This window comes from Collinsella aerofaciens (assembly GCF_039758815.1).
Taxonomy (GTDB): domain Bacteria; phylum Actinomycetota; class Coriobacteriia; order Coriobacteriales; family Coriobacteriaceae; genus Collinsella; species Collinsella aerofaciens_BP.
The window spans coordinates 1-13,541 of the sequence record NZ_JBDMSK010000035.1; the positions used below are offsets into that span (position 1 = coordinate 1).

A 13,541-nucleotide genomic window follows, 5' to 3' on the forward strand; every position below is an offset into this window, starting at 1 on the left:
GCGGTGTCCCCTCCCTTTCAAGAAAGGGAAGAGGCGAGGCATGCCCCGCCTCTTACACCACATCTCTGCGCGCTACCGCAACCGTACTCATATTTGGCATTTTTTGCCCACAGGGTGTTTCCTGGGGAACCGACAACAGCCTTAGGGTCGCGCGCGGTGCCACTCCCTCCCGACATCCGCCGACGTTTACCCAGATAAAACCTGCCAAAATAAACCTGTCCCTTTTTGGCAGGTTTCGGGGTAACAAGGGCTTGCACTTTAGCGTGCGACAGCGGATAATGCCGAACACTCGACAATACGCTTATTGCTCTTTCTTTAGATTGAGGAGGCCCCTATGGCCATGGAATTCAAACGCAGGCTGCCGATCCCCATGGAGATCCGCGAGGAAATGCCGCTTTCTGCCGAGCTTACCGCCAAAAAGCAGGCATTTGACGCCGAGGTCGCCAAAGTCTTTACCGGCGAGGACGCACGCAAGGTGCTCATCATCGGCCCGTGCTCTGCCGACCGCGAGGATTCGGTGCTTGAGTACATGAACCGACTGGCCAAGACCGCCGAGGAGGTCAAGGACAAGCTCATCATCATTCCGCGCGTCTACACCAATAAGCCGCGTACCAAGGGCACCGGTTACAAGGGTCTTCTGCACAACCCCAACCCCGAGGCTCCCGACGACCTGCTCGAGGGCGTCAAGGCCATCCGCCATATGCACCTGCGCGTTATTGAGGAAACGGGCTTCTTCACCGCCGACGAGATGCTCTATCCGTCCAACTACCAGTACCTCGTTGACCTGCTGAGCTATGTTGCCGTGGGCGCACGCTCGGTCGAGAACCAGGAGCATCGCCTGGTGTCGAGCGGCATTTCGGTACCCGTCGGCATGAAGAATCCCACTGCTGGCTCTACCACCGTTATGCTCAACTCCATTTACGCCGCGCAGGCGCACCAGAGCTTCATCTTCCGCAACTGGGAGGTCGAGTGCGACGGCAATCCGCTCGCGCACGCCGTTATGCGTGGCTACATCGGTCTCGATGGGCGCACCTACCCCAACTACCACTACGAACACCTGGAACGCCTGGCCGAGCGCTATACCGAGCACGCCGGCTATGCCAATCCCGCAGCGGTCATCGACTGCAACCACGACAACTCGGGCAAGCGTCCGCTGGAGCAGTATCGCATTTGCAAGGAGGTGCTCGACAGCTGCCGCCGCAACGAGTCCATCTCCAAGCTGGTCAAGGGCTTTATGATCGAGTCCTACCTGGAGGACGGCAACCAGCCGGTCGACGGCGGCGTCTTTGGCAAGTCGATCACCGATCCGTGCCTGGGCTGGGAAAAGACCGACTACATCATCCACGAGATCGCGGAGCGGATTTAGAGTTACGGCGTTTTACCAAACGCCGTAACGGCTCGACGCTGCAAGCCCGCCAGAGCGGCAATCTGCCTTTCAGCTTCGGCGGCATGACCAGAAGGTCAATGCCGCCTCGCTTCAAGGCACCTTGCTCGCTCTGGCGGGCTTTCGCTGATGTTTTTCGACCTGCATCGTTGCCAGGGTTGGCACCAATGACTAATGCGGTAACAAGCTACGTCGGTCCGCTTGACCGGCTGGGTTTCTGAGGTGCGGCAGATTCCCGTGAAATAGGAGCGCCGCGTACTTTGGGTACGCAAGCGACAAATGAACGGGAAGGTGCCGCACCTCGGGAAGACAGACAGTTACGCCGAGGGTTCCTGCTGCGTAATGCAGTGGATATTTCCGCCACCGAAGACGACCTGCTCGGACTGAACGCCGACGCACTTGTAGACGCCCTCGCCCCAGACCTCGTCGTAGATCTTCTGGAGCGTGTCAACGGCAAGTTGATCGTTCTCGTCGCCGTACTGCGGGACGATAACGCCGTGGTTGGTGACCAGGTAGTTCATGTAGGAGGCGATCAGCGGCTCGTCGGCAACGCGCGGCTCGGCGTTCTCGTCGGCGTCGATGGTGTCGCAGGAAGCCTGGTCCATGAACAGCGGGTTCACAGGCATGCAGAGCTTGTAGACCTTCATCTTGCGGCCCTTGGCGTCAACGGCGTTGGAGAGGGTCTCGTAGACGGCGTGGCATTGCTCGTAGAACGGATACTCGGGATCGTCGGTCCAGATGCAGGCCATGACGCCCGGAGCGATGAACGTAGCGACATCATCGATGTGGCCGTTGGTCTCCTCGGGGTCGATGCCCTCCTTAACCCAGATGACCTTCTCGACACCCAGGTACTCCTTGAGGTGCTCGTCCATATAGGCGCGAAGTTCCTCGCTCCAGGGCTCAAACTTCCTCTTGAACTTGGGCCAGATGGACTCGGGATCCTCTTCCTCCTCCAGAACCGCAGAGCAGGTGCGGCCTGGGGAAAGCAGGCACTGGTCGGTCACGACCACAGTGCCTTCGCCGTCGACGGTAATGGAACCGCCCTCGAGGATCATGTCATCGGGACGATAACGACGGCAGCCGGAAAGCTCAGCTATCTTAAGGGCGATCTGCTCGTCCTTGTCCCACGGGAAATAGAGGCCGTCGACGAGGCCGCCGTAGGCGTTGAAGTGCCAGTGGTTGGCGCGCTTATCGCCCTTGCCATTGATAACAAAAGTGGCAGCGGTGTCGCGGAACCAAGCGTCGTCGGTGGTCATCTCGATAACGGTGACGTTCTCGTCTTCCTCAAAGGCGGCCTTGCAGTTGGCGTAGTCGGCCTGGTTGGTGCACATGGTGACCGGGGTGAACTCGGCGATGGCGCGAGCGATGGCGGCATACTGCTTCTGAGCCGGCTTGGCACCATGGGCCCAGGTATCGGTGCGATGGGGCCAGCCCATCCACACGCGATCCTGTGGGGCGAACTCAGCAGGCATAAAGAAGCCATCGGCCTTAGGGGTGGACTCGGACTCGGTGATCGTACGCATAAGATTTCCTCCAAATCGAACGATCGCTTGCTGCGGGCGGGTTACCCGCAGCCTAAAACCAAGAGATGGTAGGCGCCCGTTCCCCGGCAAAGGTCGGGGCGCCTGGCACCGGTTTTCACGGATGTCGCACCGGCAAGCGACGACGTAACCCGGTGCGCGGAGACAAAACGCACGAAGGATACGGAAGAGAGATTGGGGCGGGCGGTGGTTACCGGAGCAATAGCTCACACCCACCTCAGAGAAAGGTTAGCAAACCTGTTGCTTGGGCACGCCTCCGAAGAGACTAGAGTATCCCGAGTCGGGAGCGACAAGCCCGACGAAGCGTACGTTGGTACGCGAGGAAGGTTGGAGCCCCGAATCTGGGTGCTCTAGTCCTCCTCGGACTCCTCAGCGAGGCGCTGAGCAGCCAGCTCGGGAGTGAGACCCTTGTACTCGGTCTCGCGGCCCTTAGCACTGACGACGCGGACAACCTCGCCAATAAGCAAGAGCACGATGAAGATGACGATCATCGGGACCTTATCGCCAATCTCATCGACAGAGAACGGAATCAACGTTGCAACGATAGCCAGAATCAGCTCGATGCAGGGAATAGCCAGCATGACCTTCATCATGGCGCCCTTAAACGGGAACGTAAAGATACGCTCACGGTTGGGGTCGTTCTTACGAAGGTTGAGGAATGCCGGGAACATCGGGATGTAGGTCAGCAGCAGGAAGACAACGGAGGTACCGAAGAGCATCCAGAAGACACCGTTGGAGATGGCGTCGATGGGAACCAGCTGCAGGCACAGCACCAGGGAGGCAACGATGGCGTTGACCAGGTTGGCGCCGTTGGGCATGTCGTCATCCGAGATCATCGAGGCGAAGACCTTGGGCATGTTGCCATGTTCGGCAGCATAGCGAGCAACGGAGTTGACGCCGAAGGACCAGGCAGCCATGTTGGCGAACAGCGTAATCAGGAAGGCGATGCAGATGACCTTAAAGATCATGGAATCGCCCACAATAGTCTGGACAGCATAAATCATGCCGTAGTCGGGATCGATGGAATCGGCCGGCACAGCAGCGCCGATGCCAAAGCCAGCGAAGAGGTAGATCACGGCGATGGACAGGCCGCCGACGATGATAGCCTTGGGGATATCGCGAGCGGGATCGGCCATATCGTCGGTCATGGTGCAGATGACCTCGAAGCCCATGAAGTTAAAGATGATGATCGACAGGTAGCCGAGCGCGTTGGTGTTGGTGAGCTCGGGCAAGAAGGTGACAGCGGACATATCGTTCGCGAAACCGTTCTCCATGGCGTACCAAATGCCCAAAGCGCCGACGATAACGGCAACGGCGACCTTGATGATGGCGCCGCCGTTCAGGACCCACTCGGAGTCGGCAGCCTTTGAGCGACCCATAAGATAGACAATCCACACAAAGGCAAGGTCGATACCAATCTTGGCAATCAGATTGAACTCGACGCCAAAGACCATGCCCAAAATGTCCGGGAACATAGTAGCCAGCGAGGCAATCCACAGCGGGTAGTTAACCCAGTAGTAGTACGAAATGCGGGCGCCCCACTTGTCGCCCAGGCCATCGCGTACCCAGTCGTAAATGCCACCCTCACCGTCATAGGTAGTGCCGAGCTCGGCAACGACCATGCCATAAGGGAGCAGGAAGGTCAGAATCAGGAAGATCCACCAGAAGAACTGCTGGTTACCAATGGCAGCAGCAGGTGCGGCGGCCTCGCAAACGAAGACGACGCAGATGATGGTCGAGATGACCGTCAAGAAGGAAAGCTTTTTCTTTCCGTCGCTCATGATGAGCTCCTTCGCTCAGTCTTGGACAAATCGAGGCCCTTAAGATATTAAGGCAATTGCCGGGCCTCGGTGAGCGGGCGACAGGAGACGAGCATCCGCCGCCCGCAAACGCGCTTCTACGATGAAGTTACGCGGTTTTGCCAAACCGCGTAACGGCTCGACGCTGCAAACGCCCCTAGGCGGCAATCTGACGTTCAATCGTCGGTCGCGTACCCAAAGTACGCTTCCCTCCTCTTTCACGTCACCTTGCTCGCTTAGGGGCGTTTTCGCTGACTTATGCTCAACCTACGATAATTCCAAACTGGGTGAGTTACTCGCTGTAGCGGGTGGCGATGGCAGCTTGTACCATGCCGGCGCTCATGAGGTACGTCACCAGGAAGTAGCCACCATAGGCTGCCAGGAAGATCGCACAGGTGAGGCCCACGGTGCCGCCGATGCTCATATTTCCGAATATGCTCACCAACTCGATAATCACCTTAAGTGCCACAAAGGAGTGCGCCAGGCCCACTGCCAGCGGGAACAGGAAGAACACCGCTTGTTGCGCCATCACCGAATGGCGAATCTGGCGGTCGTCGCAGCCGATCTGTGCCAGCACACGATAGCTGCGGCTGCCGTCGGCCACGTTGGAGAGCTGCTGGATCGATAGAATCGCCGCACATGCAACAACCAATACAAAGCCGATGTAGATGGCTAGGTAGCTAATTAGACCGTTCATTTGCGCTGCTTGCGTGTACATCTCGGAGCGTGTGATGAAGGTTCCCCACGACCCCGGCTCCTTGCCGTCAACGAGCAGATTGTCGAGTACAGTGTATTTAATACTCTCGTCTGCCTCGGTCGTATCCATCCCCTGTTTGTAGTTAACGAGCAGGCTACTGGAATACGGCTGCAGATTAAGTTGGGACAACAGCTCGTCGGCAACGACGACGGTACCCGGATTACTGCCCATCGCCGAGTTGGCGATGGCCGCCGCATCTTCGTCCGACTTATCGGTTGCGGGCTTGAGCGTATGCCCGCCCAAGGTAAGGGCATGGCCGCCAGCCATATACTTGGTGTACAGGTCGACCAGCTCGCCGCCCATATCACACGTGAGCAGATACTGGTCGTGACCGATGTGCACCGGCTCCTCGCCCATCATCTGACGCAGTTTGTTGTACTGGCTCGCCGGCGTCACAAACAGACCCATCGTATCGGCATTGCTACCCCCGAACGCCTTGGGAAGCTTTTCGCCCATGGCCTTGCACATTTCACTTGGAGTCACCGAAGGATCCGAACCGCCAAGCGGGTAACTCAGATACGAATCGATCTGCACATGCTCACCGGCAACATCGGCGATATCGACCTTCTTGCCGGTCTCGTCGTTGTTGTCCGCCGACTTGCCCTTGCCGTGCCATGCAGGGTACAAATCGACCGTTGTATCGGCCAACACCATGCGATCGGCCTCAGACGGATTGACATACCCTTTGTACCCTTTGTAGTAGTCGAGCGTATCGGGCGTGTAATAGACATACGTCTGAGACACGTCAACAGGGTTATAGCGCTCCAGGTTTTCATTCATCACGTTGGCAATTGACATACCGCACGTCACCGAGGTGATGGCCAAAAACAGGAGCATCGCGATGACGCCCATCGAAAAGCACACCGTATTAACCTTCGCCGCAAGCTGGCGCACGGTAAACATGTTGAGGCCGCGCCAATACACGCCGCGCAGGCTCTGCAGCAGCTTGATGAGCATGCCCGAGAGTCCCCAGAACAGGGCAAAGGTGCCCACGGTAACCATAGCGGTCGTAATACCAAACTGGTTCATGGCCTCTTGCAGCTTGCTGTCCGTCGCGGTTAGCGGGAACCCATCACGTAGCAGACGGTAATAGGCCACGCCCACCAGCACCGCGCCCACGACAAAGATGGCAATCGCTATCCAGGGGTTGCGTGTCTTGATGCTCTCGTTGCGACGCTCGGCACCCATAAGCTCGATGAGTTTGGTACGACGCACGGCGCGAAGGTTCAGCAGTAGCGTGAGCACAAACATTACGAGCATGCAGGCAAGGGTCAGATTGAACGCATGCACCGAGAAAAAGAAGTGGAAATTGGCGATCTGTGTCTTAAAGAGCGAGGCCGTAAAGAACGTCATGAGCTGGGAGAGTCCCACACCCAGCACAATGCCGGCGACAAAGGCCACGACCGATACTATCACGGTCTCGAGCGCCATGATCGTGGCGACGCGCCCGCGCCCCATGCCGAGCACCTGGTACAGGCCAAACTCCTTTTTGCGGCGTTTCATGATGAAGTTATTGGCATACACCATCAAAAAGGCCATGACACCGGCCAAAAAGTACGTCAGGTCGCCGAGCATGCTGCCCATAACCTGCGCCAAGCCCTCTTCATCGATGCCGGCGATGTCGACCTGCATTGAGATGGTGTTAAAGGCATAGAAGACCGTGACGCCCAGGGTGAGCGTCAAAAGGTAGACGAGGTAGTCGCGGCCGGCGCGGCGGACGTTACCCCAAGCGAGTTTACAGAGCATCGGAGCCCTCACCGCCCATCATGGCAACGACCTCCATAATGCGGTCGAAGAACTCTCGGCGGTCGGTGTCGCCGCGGCGCAGCTCGGTGAAGATCTTGCCGTCGCGAATAAACAGCACACGGCTCGTGTAGCTGGCGGCAAAGCTGTCGTGCGTGACCATGAGCACGGTGGCGCGCAGGCGGCGGTTAAGGGCCTCCAGGCTCTCGAGCAGCAGGCGAGCGCTCTTGGAATCGAGGGCGCCGGTGGGCTCGTCGGCCATGATCATGGTGGGGTCGGTGACGAGCGCGCGGGCCGCGGCAACGCGCTGTTGCTGACCGCCGGACATCTGGTAGGGATACTTGTCGAGCACCTGACTGATGGACAGGCGCGCTGCCACATCCTGCACGCGGGTCGAGATCTCTGCCGAGTTTGTGCGGGCAATGGTGAGCGGCAGGGCGATGTTCTCGCGTGCCGTGAGCGTATCGAGCAGGTTAGAGTCCTGGAAGATAAAGCCGAGCTCCTCGCGGCGGAACTGCGAAAGCTTAGTCTGCTTCATGCGAGTTACGTCCTGCCCGTTGATGCGGATCGTGCCGCTCGTGGCGCTATCGATGGTCGACACGCAGTTGAGCAACGTCGACTTGCCCGAGCCCGAAGCGCCCATGATGCCAACAAATTCGCCGCGGTTGACGGTAAAGCTGACGTCGTTGAGCGCGCGGGTCACGTTGCCCAGCGCTCCATATACTTTTTCGAGATGCGCGACCTCCAGTACCGGGGTCGCCATGTGCGTGGTTTGCATACCGAGTCCTTTCTTGCGATTAGTCTACGGCATCTATAGTCGCAAGAAGACGAGTCGGCTACCATCGATATGGCTTACGCTTGCCTTACCGTTGTGTAAGGTACGGGTAGCTACCCTGCCACGTGTTGATATTGAGAGAGGACTCCTGTTGAAGACTGTTCATGTTGCCGCTGGGATCATTCGCAAGGAAGGATCTGACGAGCTGCTTGCCGTGCAGCGCGGCTATGGCGACATGCTGGGACTTTGGGAGTTCCCCGGTGGCAAGCTCATGCGCGGCGAGACGCCCGAGGACGCCGTACGCCGCGAGCTCATGGAAGAGCTGCAGGTAAAAGTCACCAACCTGCGCGATTTCTATACCGTTGAGTATGACTACCCCGATTTCCATCTCTCCATGGAGTGCTACTACTGCTCGCTCGCCGATGAATCCGATGAACCCCAGAAGCACGACCGCCAGCTCGATATCCGCTGGATTCCGCGTACCTCGCTTGCCACGGTGGAATGGATGCCCGCCGACAAGGGGCTCATTGATGCCCTGATTGAGCTGAAGGAAGACCGGCTCGAGGCAAGCTCCGCCGATGACGCCACGCCCAACACAGCCGACAAACCCGCCACCAAGCCCAAGCGCACACCTAAGCGCCGTAGCAAAAAGCGCCCCAAACCAGGTCTGCTCGACGGCATCGATACCTCGGACCTCTCCGCTGACGAGCGCGAACTGGTCCGCCGTCGCGCCGCCATCAAAAAGTCCATGAAGGGCAACAAGCGCGCCAACACCAAGCCCGAGTTGCTCGTTCGCCAGCGCCTGCGCGCCGCGGGCCTTACGGGTTATCGTTTGGAATGGAAGGTTCCCGGCAAGCCCGACATCGCCTTCCCCGGACGCAAGATTGCCATCTTCGTCAACGGCTGTTTTTGGCACCGCTGCCCCAAGTGCAACCCTAGCCAGCCCAAGCGCAACGTTGAGTTTTGGGAGGCAAAGTTCCGTCGCAACGTCGAGCGCGACCGCACCGCCGTGGCAGCACTCACTCAAATGGGCTGGACGCCTATAACCATCTGGGAATGCGAGCTCAAAAAAGACCACATCGACGCCACGATGGAAAAGGTCATCGAGCAGGTGCGCGCCGCAGAGCCGCAGCGCTAGGAACGAGCCGTCCACACGCCCCACACGGGCGAGCCACATCCGCGCCACAAACCTTAGAAAGCCCTTAAGCTCAAAACCTTTCAAGAGTGTTACTCAATAGCCTTGACCTGCTGTTTCATCGTAACACCAAACCAGGTTAAGCCTTTCTTTAGCGCTTCTTTGCAGAAGCCGCGGCATAATACTGCCAACGCACGGGAGCTAGCAGCACACCCCGTGCGCAACCTTTTGGTGGATATCGAGGAGGCCGCATAAGCATGCATTCTTCCAACGACGCAGCACAGCAGCCATCCCTAAATCATGCAAACCTTTTCTCCTTCCCCCCGACACAGAGAAACGGCCTCCTCGACTCCCCCACCACAAAAACCAAACGCTCAACCGACCAGGAACTCAACCTGCGAGCATCCTTCGAAAAGCTCCAAGCATCCCTAGACAAGGCGTTCCCCGAACAGGCAAGAGCAATCTAAGCCCATCGCGCTTTATACTGATGCCATGCGAAACATGGGTCACATAGAATTGCACCGCGGAGGACGCGAGGAAGCGTTTCCCGAGACCGCCGAAGACTGGCCCTATATTGCCGAACGCGCAGAATTCGCTCGCTATCCGGGCAATTCCGTCCCCTGGCACTGGCATTCCGAAGTTGAGCTTTTCTACATGGAGCAGGGAGCGATTGACTATCGAACGCGCGCGGCTCATGAGCACGTACGCTTTGAGGAAGGGTCCGCCGGCTTTATCAACGGCGGCGTTTTGCACAGCACGCTGCAATCACCCAATTCGGCGCCAGCCATTCAAATGCTGCATATCTTTCAGCCGTCGATGCTCGGCGATCCCGCGGGACGTCTCCAAAAGCGCTACATCAACCCATTGCTTCAATGTCGAGGCGTCGATGTGCTCAAATGGTCGCCCACCAACCCCGACGATATGCCCTTTATCGATTTGCTAAAGAGTTCCTTTAACCACGACCTTCAACGGCCGCAGAACGAGATGGCGCTTCGGAATAGCTTGTCAGAGCTCTGGATTCAGATTTACGCCAAGGCCGAACCGCTCTTTTCCTCCGACAACGCCTCTTGGATGACCAACCGCGACGTACAGTTCAAGGCAATCCTGGACTATATCCGCGCAAACTATGCAGCCACTATAGATGTGCCCCAGATGGCATCTGCAGCCGGCGTAAGCGAAAGAGAGTGTTACCGCATTATCGAAGCTTGCGCAGGAACGACCCCGGCGGCATATCTGCGCGCATACCGCGTAAACCGTGCTTGCGAACTTTTGGCACACACCACGCGAACGGTCCAGACAGTCGCGCGCCAATGCGGCTTTGCGACAGCAAGCCATCTTGGCCAGGTATTTAAAGAACAAATGGGATGCACTCCTTCGAGCTATCGAGCAGCGAGGCAGAATCTCGATAGTACCAGGCAGAAATCCCGCTAGCCCTTCTTCTGTCACTGCATCAAACTTGCAGGCAAACAATGGATAGGAGCTACTATATGAAGTACTTTGACTATATCGTGTTTGACGTTGATGGGACATTGGCAGATACAGAAGAAAGCGTGCTGTCATCGCTTGGCCAGATTATCCAAGAAGAAACCGGCAAAACGCTCCCCCGACACGAGCTTGAATTTGCCCTCGGCATACCCGGCAAGGATGCCCTTGAGAAACTTGGGATCTACTCGCAGGCAACGTTGGATCGCTGGTGCCAAGTTGCCGCCAGCTTTAAAAGCACCATCAGCGTGTTTCCAGGTTTGCTTGAAGTCATCGCAACACTCGCCGATAGCGGCTGCAAACTTGGCATCGTCTCCTCACGTGCGCGCGACGAATACGCAGAAGAAATTGCACGCCTTGGTTTCGATAAGTATTTTGAGCACATCATCCTTGTCGAAGACACAACCGAACATAAACCCGCACCCGCTCCCATGCTCGAATATCTCCGGCGTACGGGCGCGAATCCTGGCAACGTCGTCTACGTTGGCGACACCGTCTACGACGAACAATGCGCAACTTCGGAAGGGGTCAGTTTTGCCAGAGCGGCATGGGGATCACACCAAGACATCCCAAATGCCACCTACAACCTCGAAACCCCCAACGACCTGCTAACCCTAACAACCAAGTAACCCCCGCGCCCCACCCTTTCAGCCCCAACACCACAAGGGCGATTGAGCAGGACGGTTTGGGCGGGTCCCGTACTTAGTTTCCAAAATCATTCCGCAGCGCGAAGGCCCCCGTTGTCAACGCTTCGAAGAAGCGAGACAACGGGGGCCTTCATGCGCGAGGACGTTTTGGAAACTAAGTACGGGACCCGCCCAAACCGTCCGGTGGGATCAGAGTACCCTTGCTGTTACTCTGCTTTGCCCACGGAGTTGAGGTTGGTCATGCGGATCTTAACCAGCTCGGTGATCTCACGCATGCCCTCCTTGGCCGGCTTCTTGGGATCGAAGCAGGCGGGGTTCTCGGCCATGTAGGCCATGAAGCCCTTGGTGTAGGCCTGACGCAGCTCGGTGGCGTAGTTAACCTTGCAGATGCCGTTCTTCACAGCCTCGGCAACCTGCTCATCGGGCACACCGGAGGTGCCGTGCAGAACCAGCGGCACGTCGACGGCGTCGCGGATGGCCTTGACCACGGACTGCTCGATGTGGGGATCGCTCGTGTACACGCCGTGGCTGGTGCCAACGCCAATTGCGAGGGAGGTGCAGCCGGTACGCTCGACGAACTCCTTGGCCTCGGCAGGATCGGTGTAGGGGCTCTCGCCCTCAACCGCAGGACCGTCGTCCTCCTTGCCGCCAACCTTACCGAGCTCGGCCTCGACGGGCACGCCCATGGCGCGGCCAGCGTCGGCGACGGACTTGGTCAGGGCAATGTTATCCTCGAAGGACTCGTGCGAGCCGTCGATCATGACGGAGGTGTAGCCCGTGCGGAAAGCCTGCATGCAGCGGTCATAGCCATCGCCGTGATCGAGGTGCAGGGCGACGGGCACGGAAGCGCGCTCGGCGGCAGCCTTGACCATGCCGTAGAAGTAGTCCAGACCAGCGGTCTTGATGGTGCCCGGGGTGGTCTGCATGATGACGGGGGACTTGGTCTCCTCGGCAGCGGCCAGAACGGCCATAACAAACTCGAGGTTCTCGACGTTGAAAGCGCCAACAGCGTAGTGGCCGGCCTGAGCGTCCTTGAGCATCTTTTCGGTGGTAACAAGTGCCATGAGCGTTTGCTCCTCTCCCTCGCCCGCATCTGGACATCGGGCGTAGTTGTTCACAAGGCGTTTTACCTTGCGTTTTGCTGCGCTCATTGTATGAAATTCAGCAGCTTTGCACGTGCGAGATATTGAGCCCATGCAGGTCAATACAGTCATTTTTGAAAAGCAAACGGAAGAAATTTGAGCCGAGTGAACATGTTCGATATTGAATTTTGGGCGTTCAGCGTCTTTCTTTTATAGAAAAGATAAGTAATCGAAAGGTGTTTTCTTACCCAAAAAGAAAATGAACGAAAATAGAGTCAACACAATTCCTGCAAATTTAGCCGAGAATGGAGCAAGCATGGCCCAAGCCACCAACCGCGCTTTTGCCGACGAACGCCGTACCGCCATTATGGAAATGCTCGATCATAATGCCTCGGTGCAGGTAGCAGAAATCGCCCAGACCTTTGGCGTGTCCTCCGTCACCGCCCGCGCCGACCTGGACGCGCTCGCCGAAGCAGGCAAGCTGCGCCGCACGCACGGCGGTGCCGTATCACTCCACAAACGTCTGACCGTCTCCACGCAGGATCGCCGCATCAATGTCAACGTCGCCGCCAAGCAGGCCATCGCGCAAAGCGCCATCGAGCTCGTCAATGACGGCGACACGCTGCTCGTCGACTCGGGCACCACGGCGCTCGAGTTCGTCCGGCTCCTCGATCAGCGCGACGGTATCACCGTCATCACGGCCGACATTACCATTGCCGATTACATCGACGAGAGCATGCCCTCAGTCGATGTCGTCATGCTGGGCGGGGCGCTGCGCAAAGGCCATCGTTATTTGTACGGACCGCTCACTATGCAGGCGCTCCAAATGGTCCATGCCGATCTGGCCGTCATGTGCCCCGGCGCCTTTGTCTCCAGCTGCGGCTTTACGACCGACTTTCCCCAGATGGCCGAGACCAAAACGGCTATGATCGCCGCGGCCCATCAAAGCGTCACCCTCATGGACGCCAGCAAGGTTAACGGACGCGGCATGTACCGCTTTGCCGAGCTTGCCGATGTCGACTTCATCGTGATGGACCGTGACCCCGACCATGCCGTCGCCACCTCGATCGCCGAGGCCACTGACAGCTCACGTCCAGCCCTCGTCATCGCCGGCGCTTAAATCAAAACCACCCCTAAAAGGGGTGGTTTGCTCTTAGGGTATAACCCTTGGATTTCCGGCACGCGTCTAAAGGCGC

The 13,541-nt window shown here is 57.9% G+C and carries 10 protein-coding genes; 5 read left to right on the plus strand and 5 right to left on the minus strand.

Annotation, left to right across the window (positions count from 1 at the left end; all coding sequences use genetic code 11):
• The first annotated feature begins 334 nt into the window (after nucleotides 1-334).
• On the plus strand, nucleotides 335-1,366 hold the full coding sequence (locus tag ABHT90_RS09625) for a 3-deoxy-7-phosphoheptulonate synthase (RefSeq protein ID WP_346982356.1): 1,032 nt from the start codon (nucleotides 335-337) through the stop codon (nucleotides 1,364-1,366).
• A 335-nt stretch (nucleotides 1,367-1,701) separates the two neighbouring features.
• On the opposite strand, the gene ABHT90_RS09630 is transcribed toward ABHT90_RS09625, so the two are convergent.
• The 4 genes from ABHT90_RS09630 to ABHT90_RS09645 form a co-directional block, all read right to left on the minus strand.
• Entirely contained in the window at nucleotides 1,702-2,907 is a 1,206-nt protein-coding gene (locus ABHT90_RS09630; protein ID WP_346982357.1) for an agmatine deiminase family protein, read from the minus strand.
• Between the two features lie 368 nt (nucleotides 2,908-3,275).
• Nucleotides 3,276-4,706, minus strand: coding sequence for an APC family permease (locus ABHT90_RS09635; protein WP_271761302.1), 1,431 nt, complete (start codon nucleotides 4,704-4,706; stop codon nucleotides 3,276-3,278).
• 310 nt (nucleotides 4,707-5,016) lie between these two features.
• On the minus strand, nucleotides 5,017-7,227 hold the full coding sequence (locus ABHT90_RS09640; RefSeq protein WP_346982358.1) for an ABC transporter permease: 2,211 nt from the start codon (nucleotides 7,225-7,227) through the stop codon (nucleotides 5,017-5,019).
• Nucleotides 7,217-8,002, minus strand: a complete 786-nt coding sequence (locus ABHT90_RS09645) for an ABC transporter ATP-binding protein (RefSeq protein ID WP_138340152.1) — start codon at nucleotides 8,000-8,002, stop codon at nucleotides 7,217-7,219. Before ABHT90_RS09645 ends, ABHT90_RS09640 begins: the two co-directional genes overlap by 11 nt.
• Before the next feature lie 148 nt (nucleotides 8,003-8,150).
• Between ABHT90_RS09645 and vsr the strand changes: the two genes are divergently transcribed.
• The 3 genes from vsr to ABHT90_RS09660 all read left to right on the plus strand — a co-directional run bounded on the left by vsr (nucleotide 8,151) and on the right by ABHT90_RS09660 (nucleotide 11,245).
• A complete protein-coding gene (gene vsr, locus ABHT90_RS09650) occupies nucleotides 8,151-9,137 on the plus strand; it encodes a DNA mismatch endonuclease Vsr (protein ID WP_346982359.1) in 987 nt (328 codons plus the stop codon).
• A 498-nt stretch (nucleotides 9,138-9,635) separates the two neighbouring features.
• On the plus strand, nucleotides 9,636-10,565 hold the full coding sequence (locus ABHT90_RS09655; RefSeq protein WP_346982360.1) for an AraC family transcriptional regulator: 930 nt from the start codon (nucleotides 9,636-9,638) through the stop codon (nucleotides 10,563-10,565).
• 56 nt (nucleotides 10,566-10,621) lie between these two features.
• Nucleotides 10,622-11,245, plus strand: coding sequence for an HAD family hydrolase (locus ABHT90_RS09660; protein WP_346982361.1), 624 nt, complete (start codon nucleotides 10,622-10,624; stop codon nucleotides 11,243-11,245).
• Nucleotides 11,246-11,469: 224 nt separating this feature from the next.
• On the opposite strand, the gene ABHT90_RS09665 is transcribed toward ABHT90_RS09660, so the two are convergent.
• Nucleotides 11,470-12,327 carry a class II fructose-bisphosphate aldolase gene (locus ABHT90_RS09665; protein ID WP_022095149.1) on the minus strand — a complete coding sequence of 286 codons (858 nt, stop codon included), beginning with the start codon at nucleotides 12,325-12,327 and terminating at the stop codon, nucleotides 11,470-11,472.
• Between the two features lie 334 nt (nucleotides 12,328-12,661).
• Between ABHT90_RS09665 and ABHT90_RS09670 the strand changes: the two genes are divergently transcribed.
• Entirely contained in the window at nucleotides 12,662-13,465 is an 804-nt protein-coding gene (locus ABHT90_RS09670) for a DeoR/GlpR family DNA-binding transcription regulator (protein ID WP_346982362.1), read from the plus strand.
• Nucleotides 13,466-13,541: the final 76 nt, after the last annotated feature.

Excerpts from the sequence above, each read along its gene's own strand:
- ABHT90_RS09665 (WP_022095149.1), bottom strand. The coding sequence starts at position 12,327 with ATGGCACTTGTTACCACCGAAAAGATGCTCAAGGACGCTCAGGCCGGC.
- ABHT90_RS09660 (WP_346982361.1), top strand. The coding sequence starts at position 10,622 with ATGAAGTACTTTGACTATATCGTGTTTGACGTTGATGGGACATTGGCA.
- ABHT90_RS09655 (WP_346982360.1), top strand. The coding sequence starts at position 9,636 with ATGGGTCACATAGAATTGCACCGCGGAGGACGCGAGGAAGCGTTTCCC.
- ABHT90_RS09635 (WP_271761302.1), bottom strand. The coding sequence starts at position 4,706 with ATGAGCGACGGAAAGAAAAAGCTTTCCTTCTTGACGGTCATCTCGACC.
- ABHT90_RS09630 (WP_346982357.1), bottom strand. The coding sequence starts at position 2,907 with ATGCGTACGATCACCGAGTCCGAGTCCACCCCTAAGGCCGATGGCTTC.
- ABHT90_RS09640 (WP_346982358.1), bottom strand. The coding sequence starts at position 7,227 with ATGCTCTGTAAACTCGCTTGGGGTAACGTCCGCCGCGCCGGCCGCGAC.
- ABHT90_RS09645 (WP_138340152.1), bottom strand. The coding sequence starts at position 8,002 with ATGCAAACCACGCACATGGCGACCCCGGTACTGGAGGTCGCGCATCTC.
- ABHT90_RS09625 (WP_346982356.1), top strand. The coding sequence starts at position 335 with ATGGCCATGGAATTCAAACGCAGGCTGCCGATCCCCATGGAGATCCGC.
- ABHT90_RS09670 (WP_346982362.1), top strand. The coding sequence starts at position 12,662 with ATGGCCCAAGCCACCAACCGCGCTTTTGCCGACGAACGCCGTACCGCC.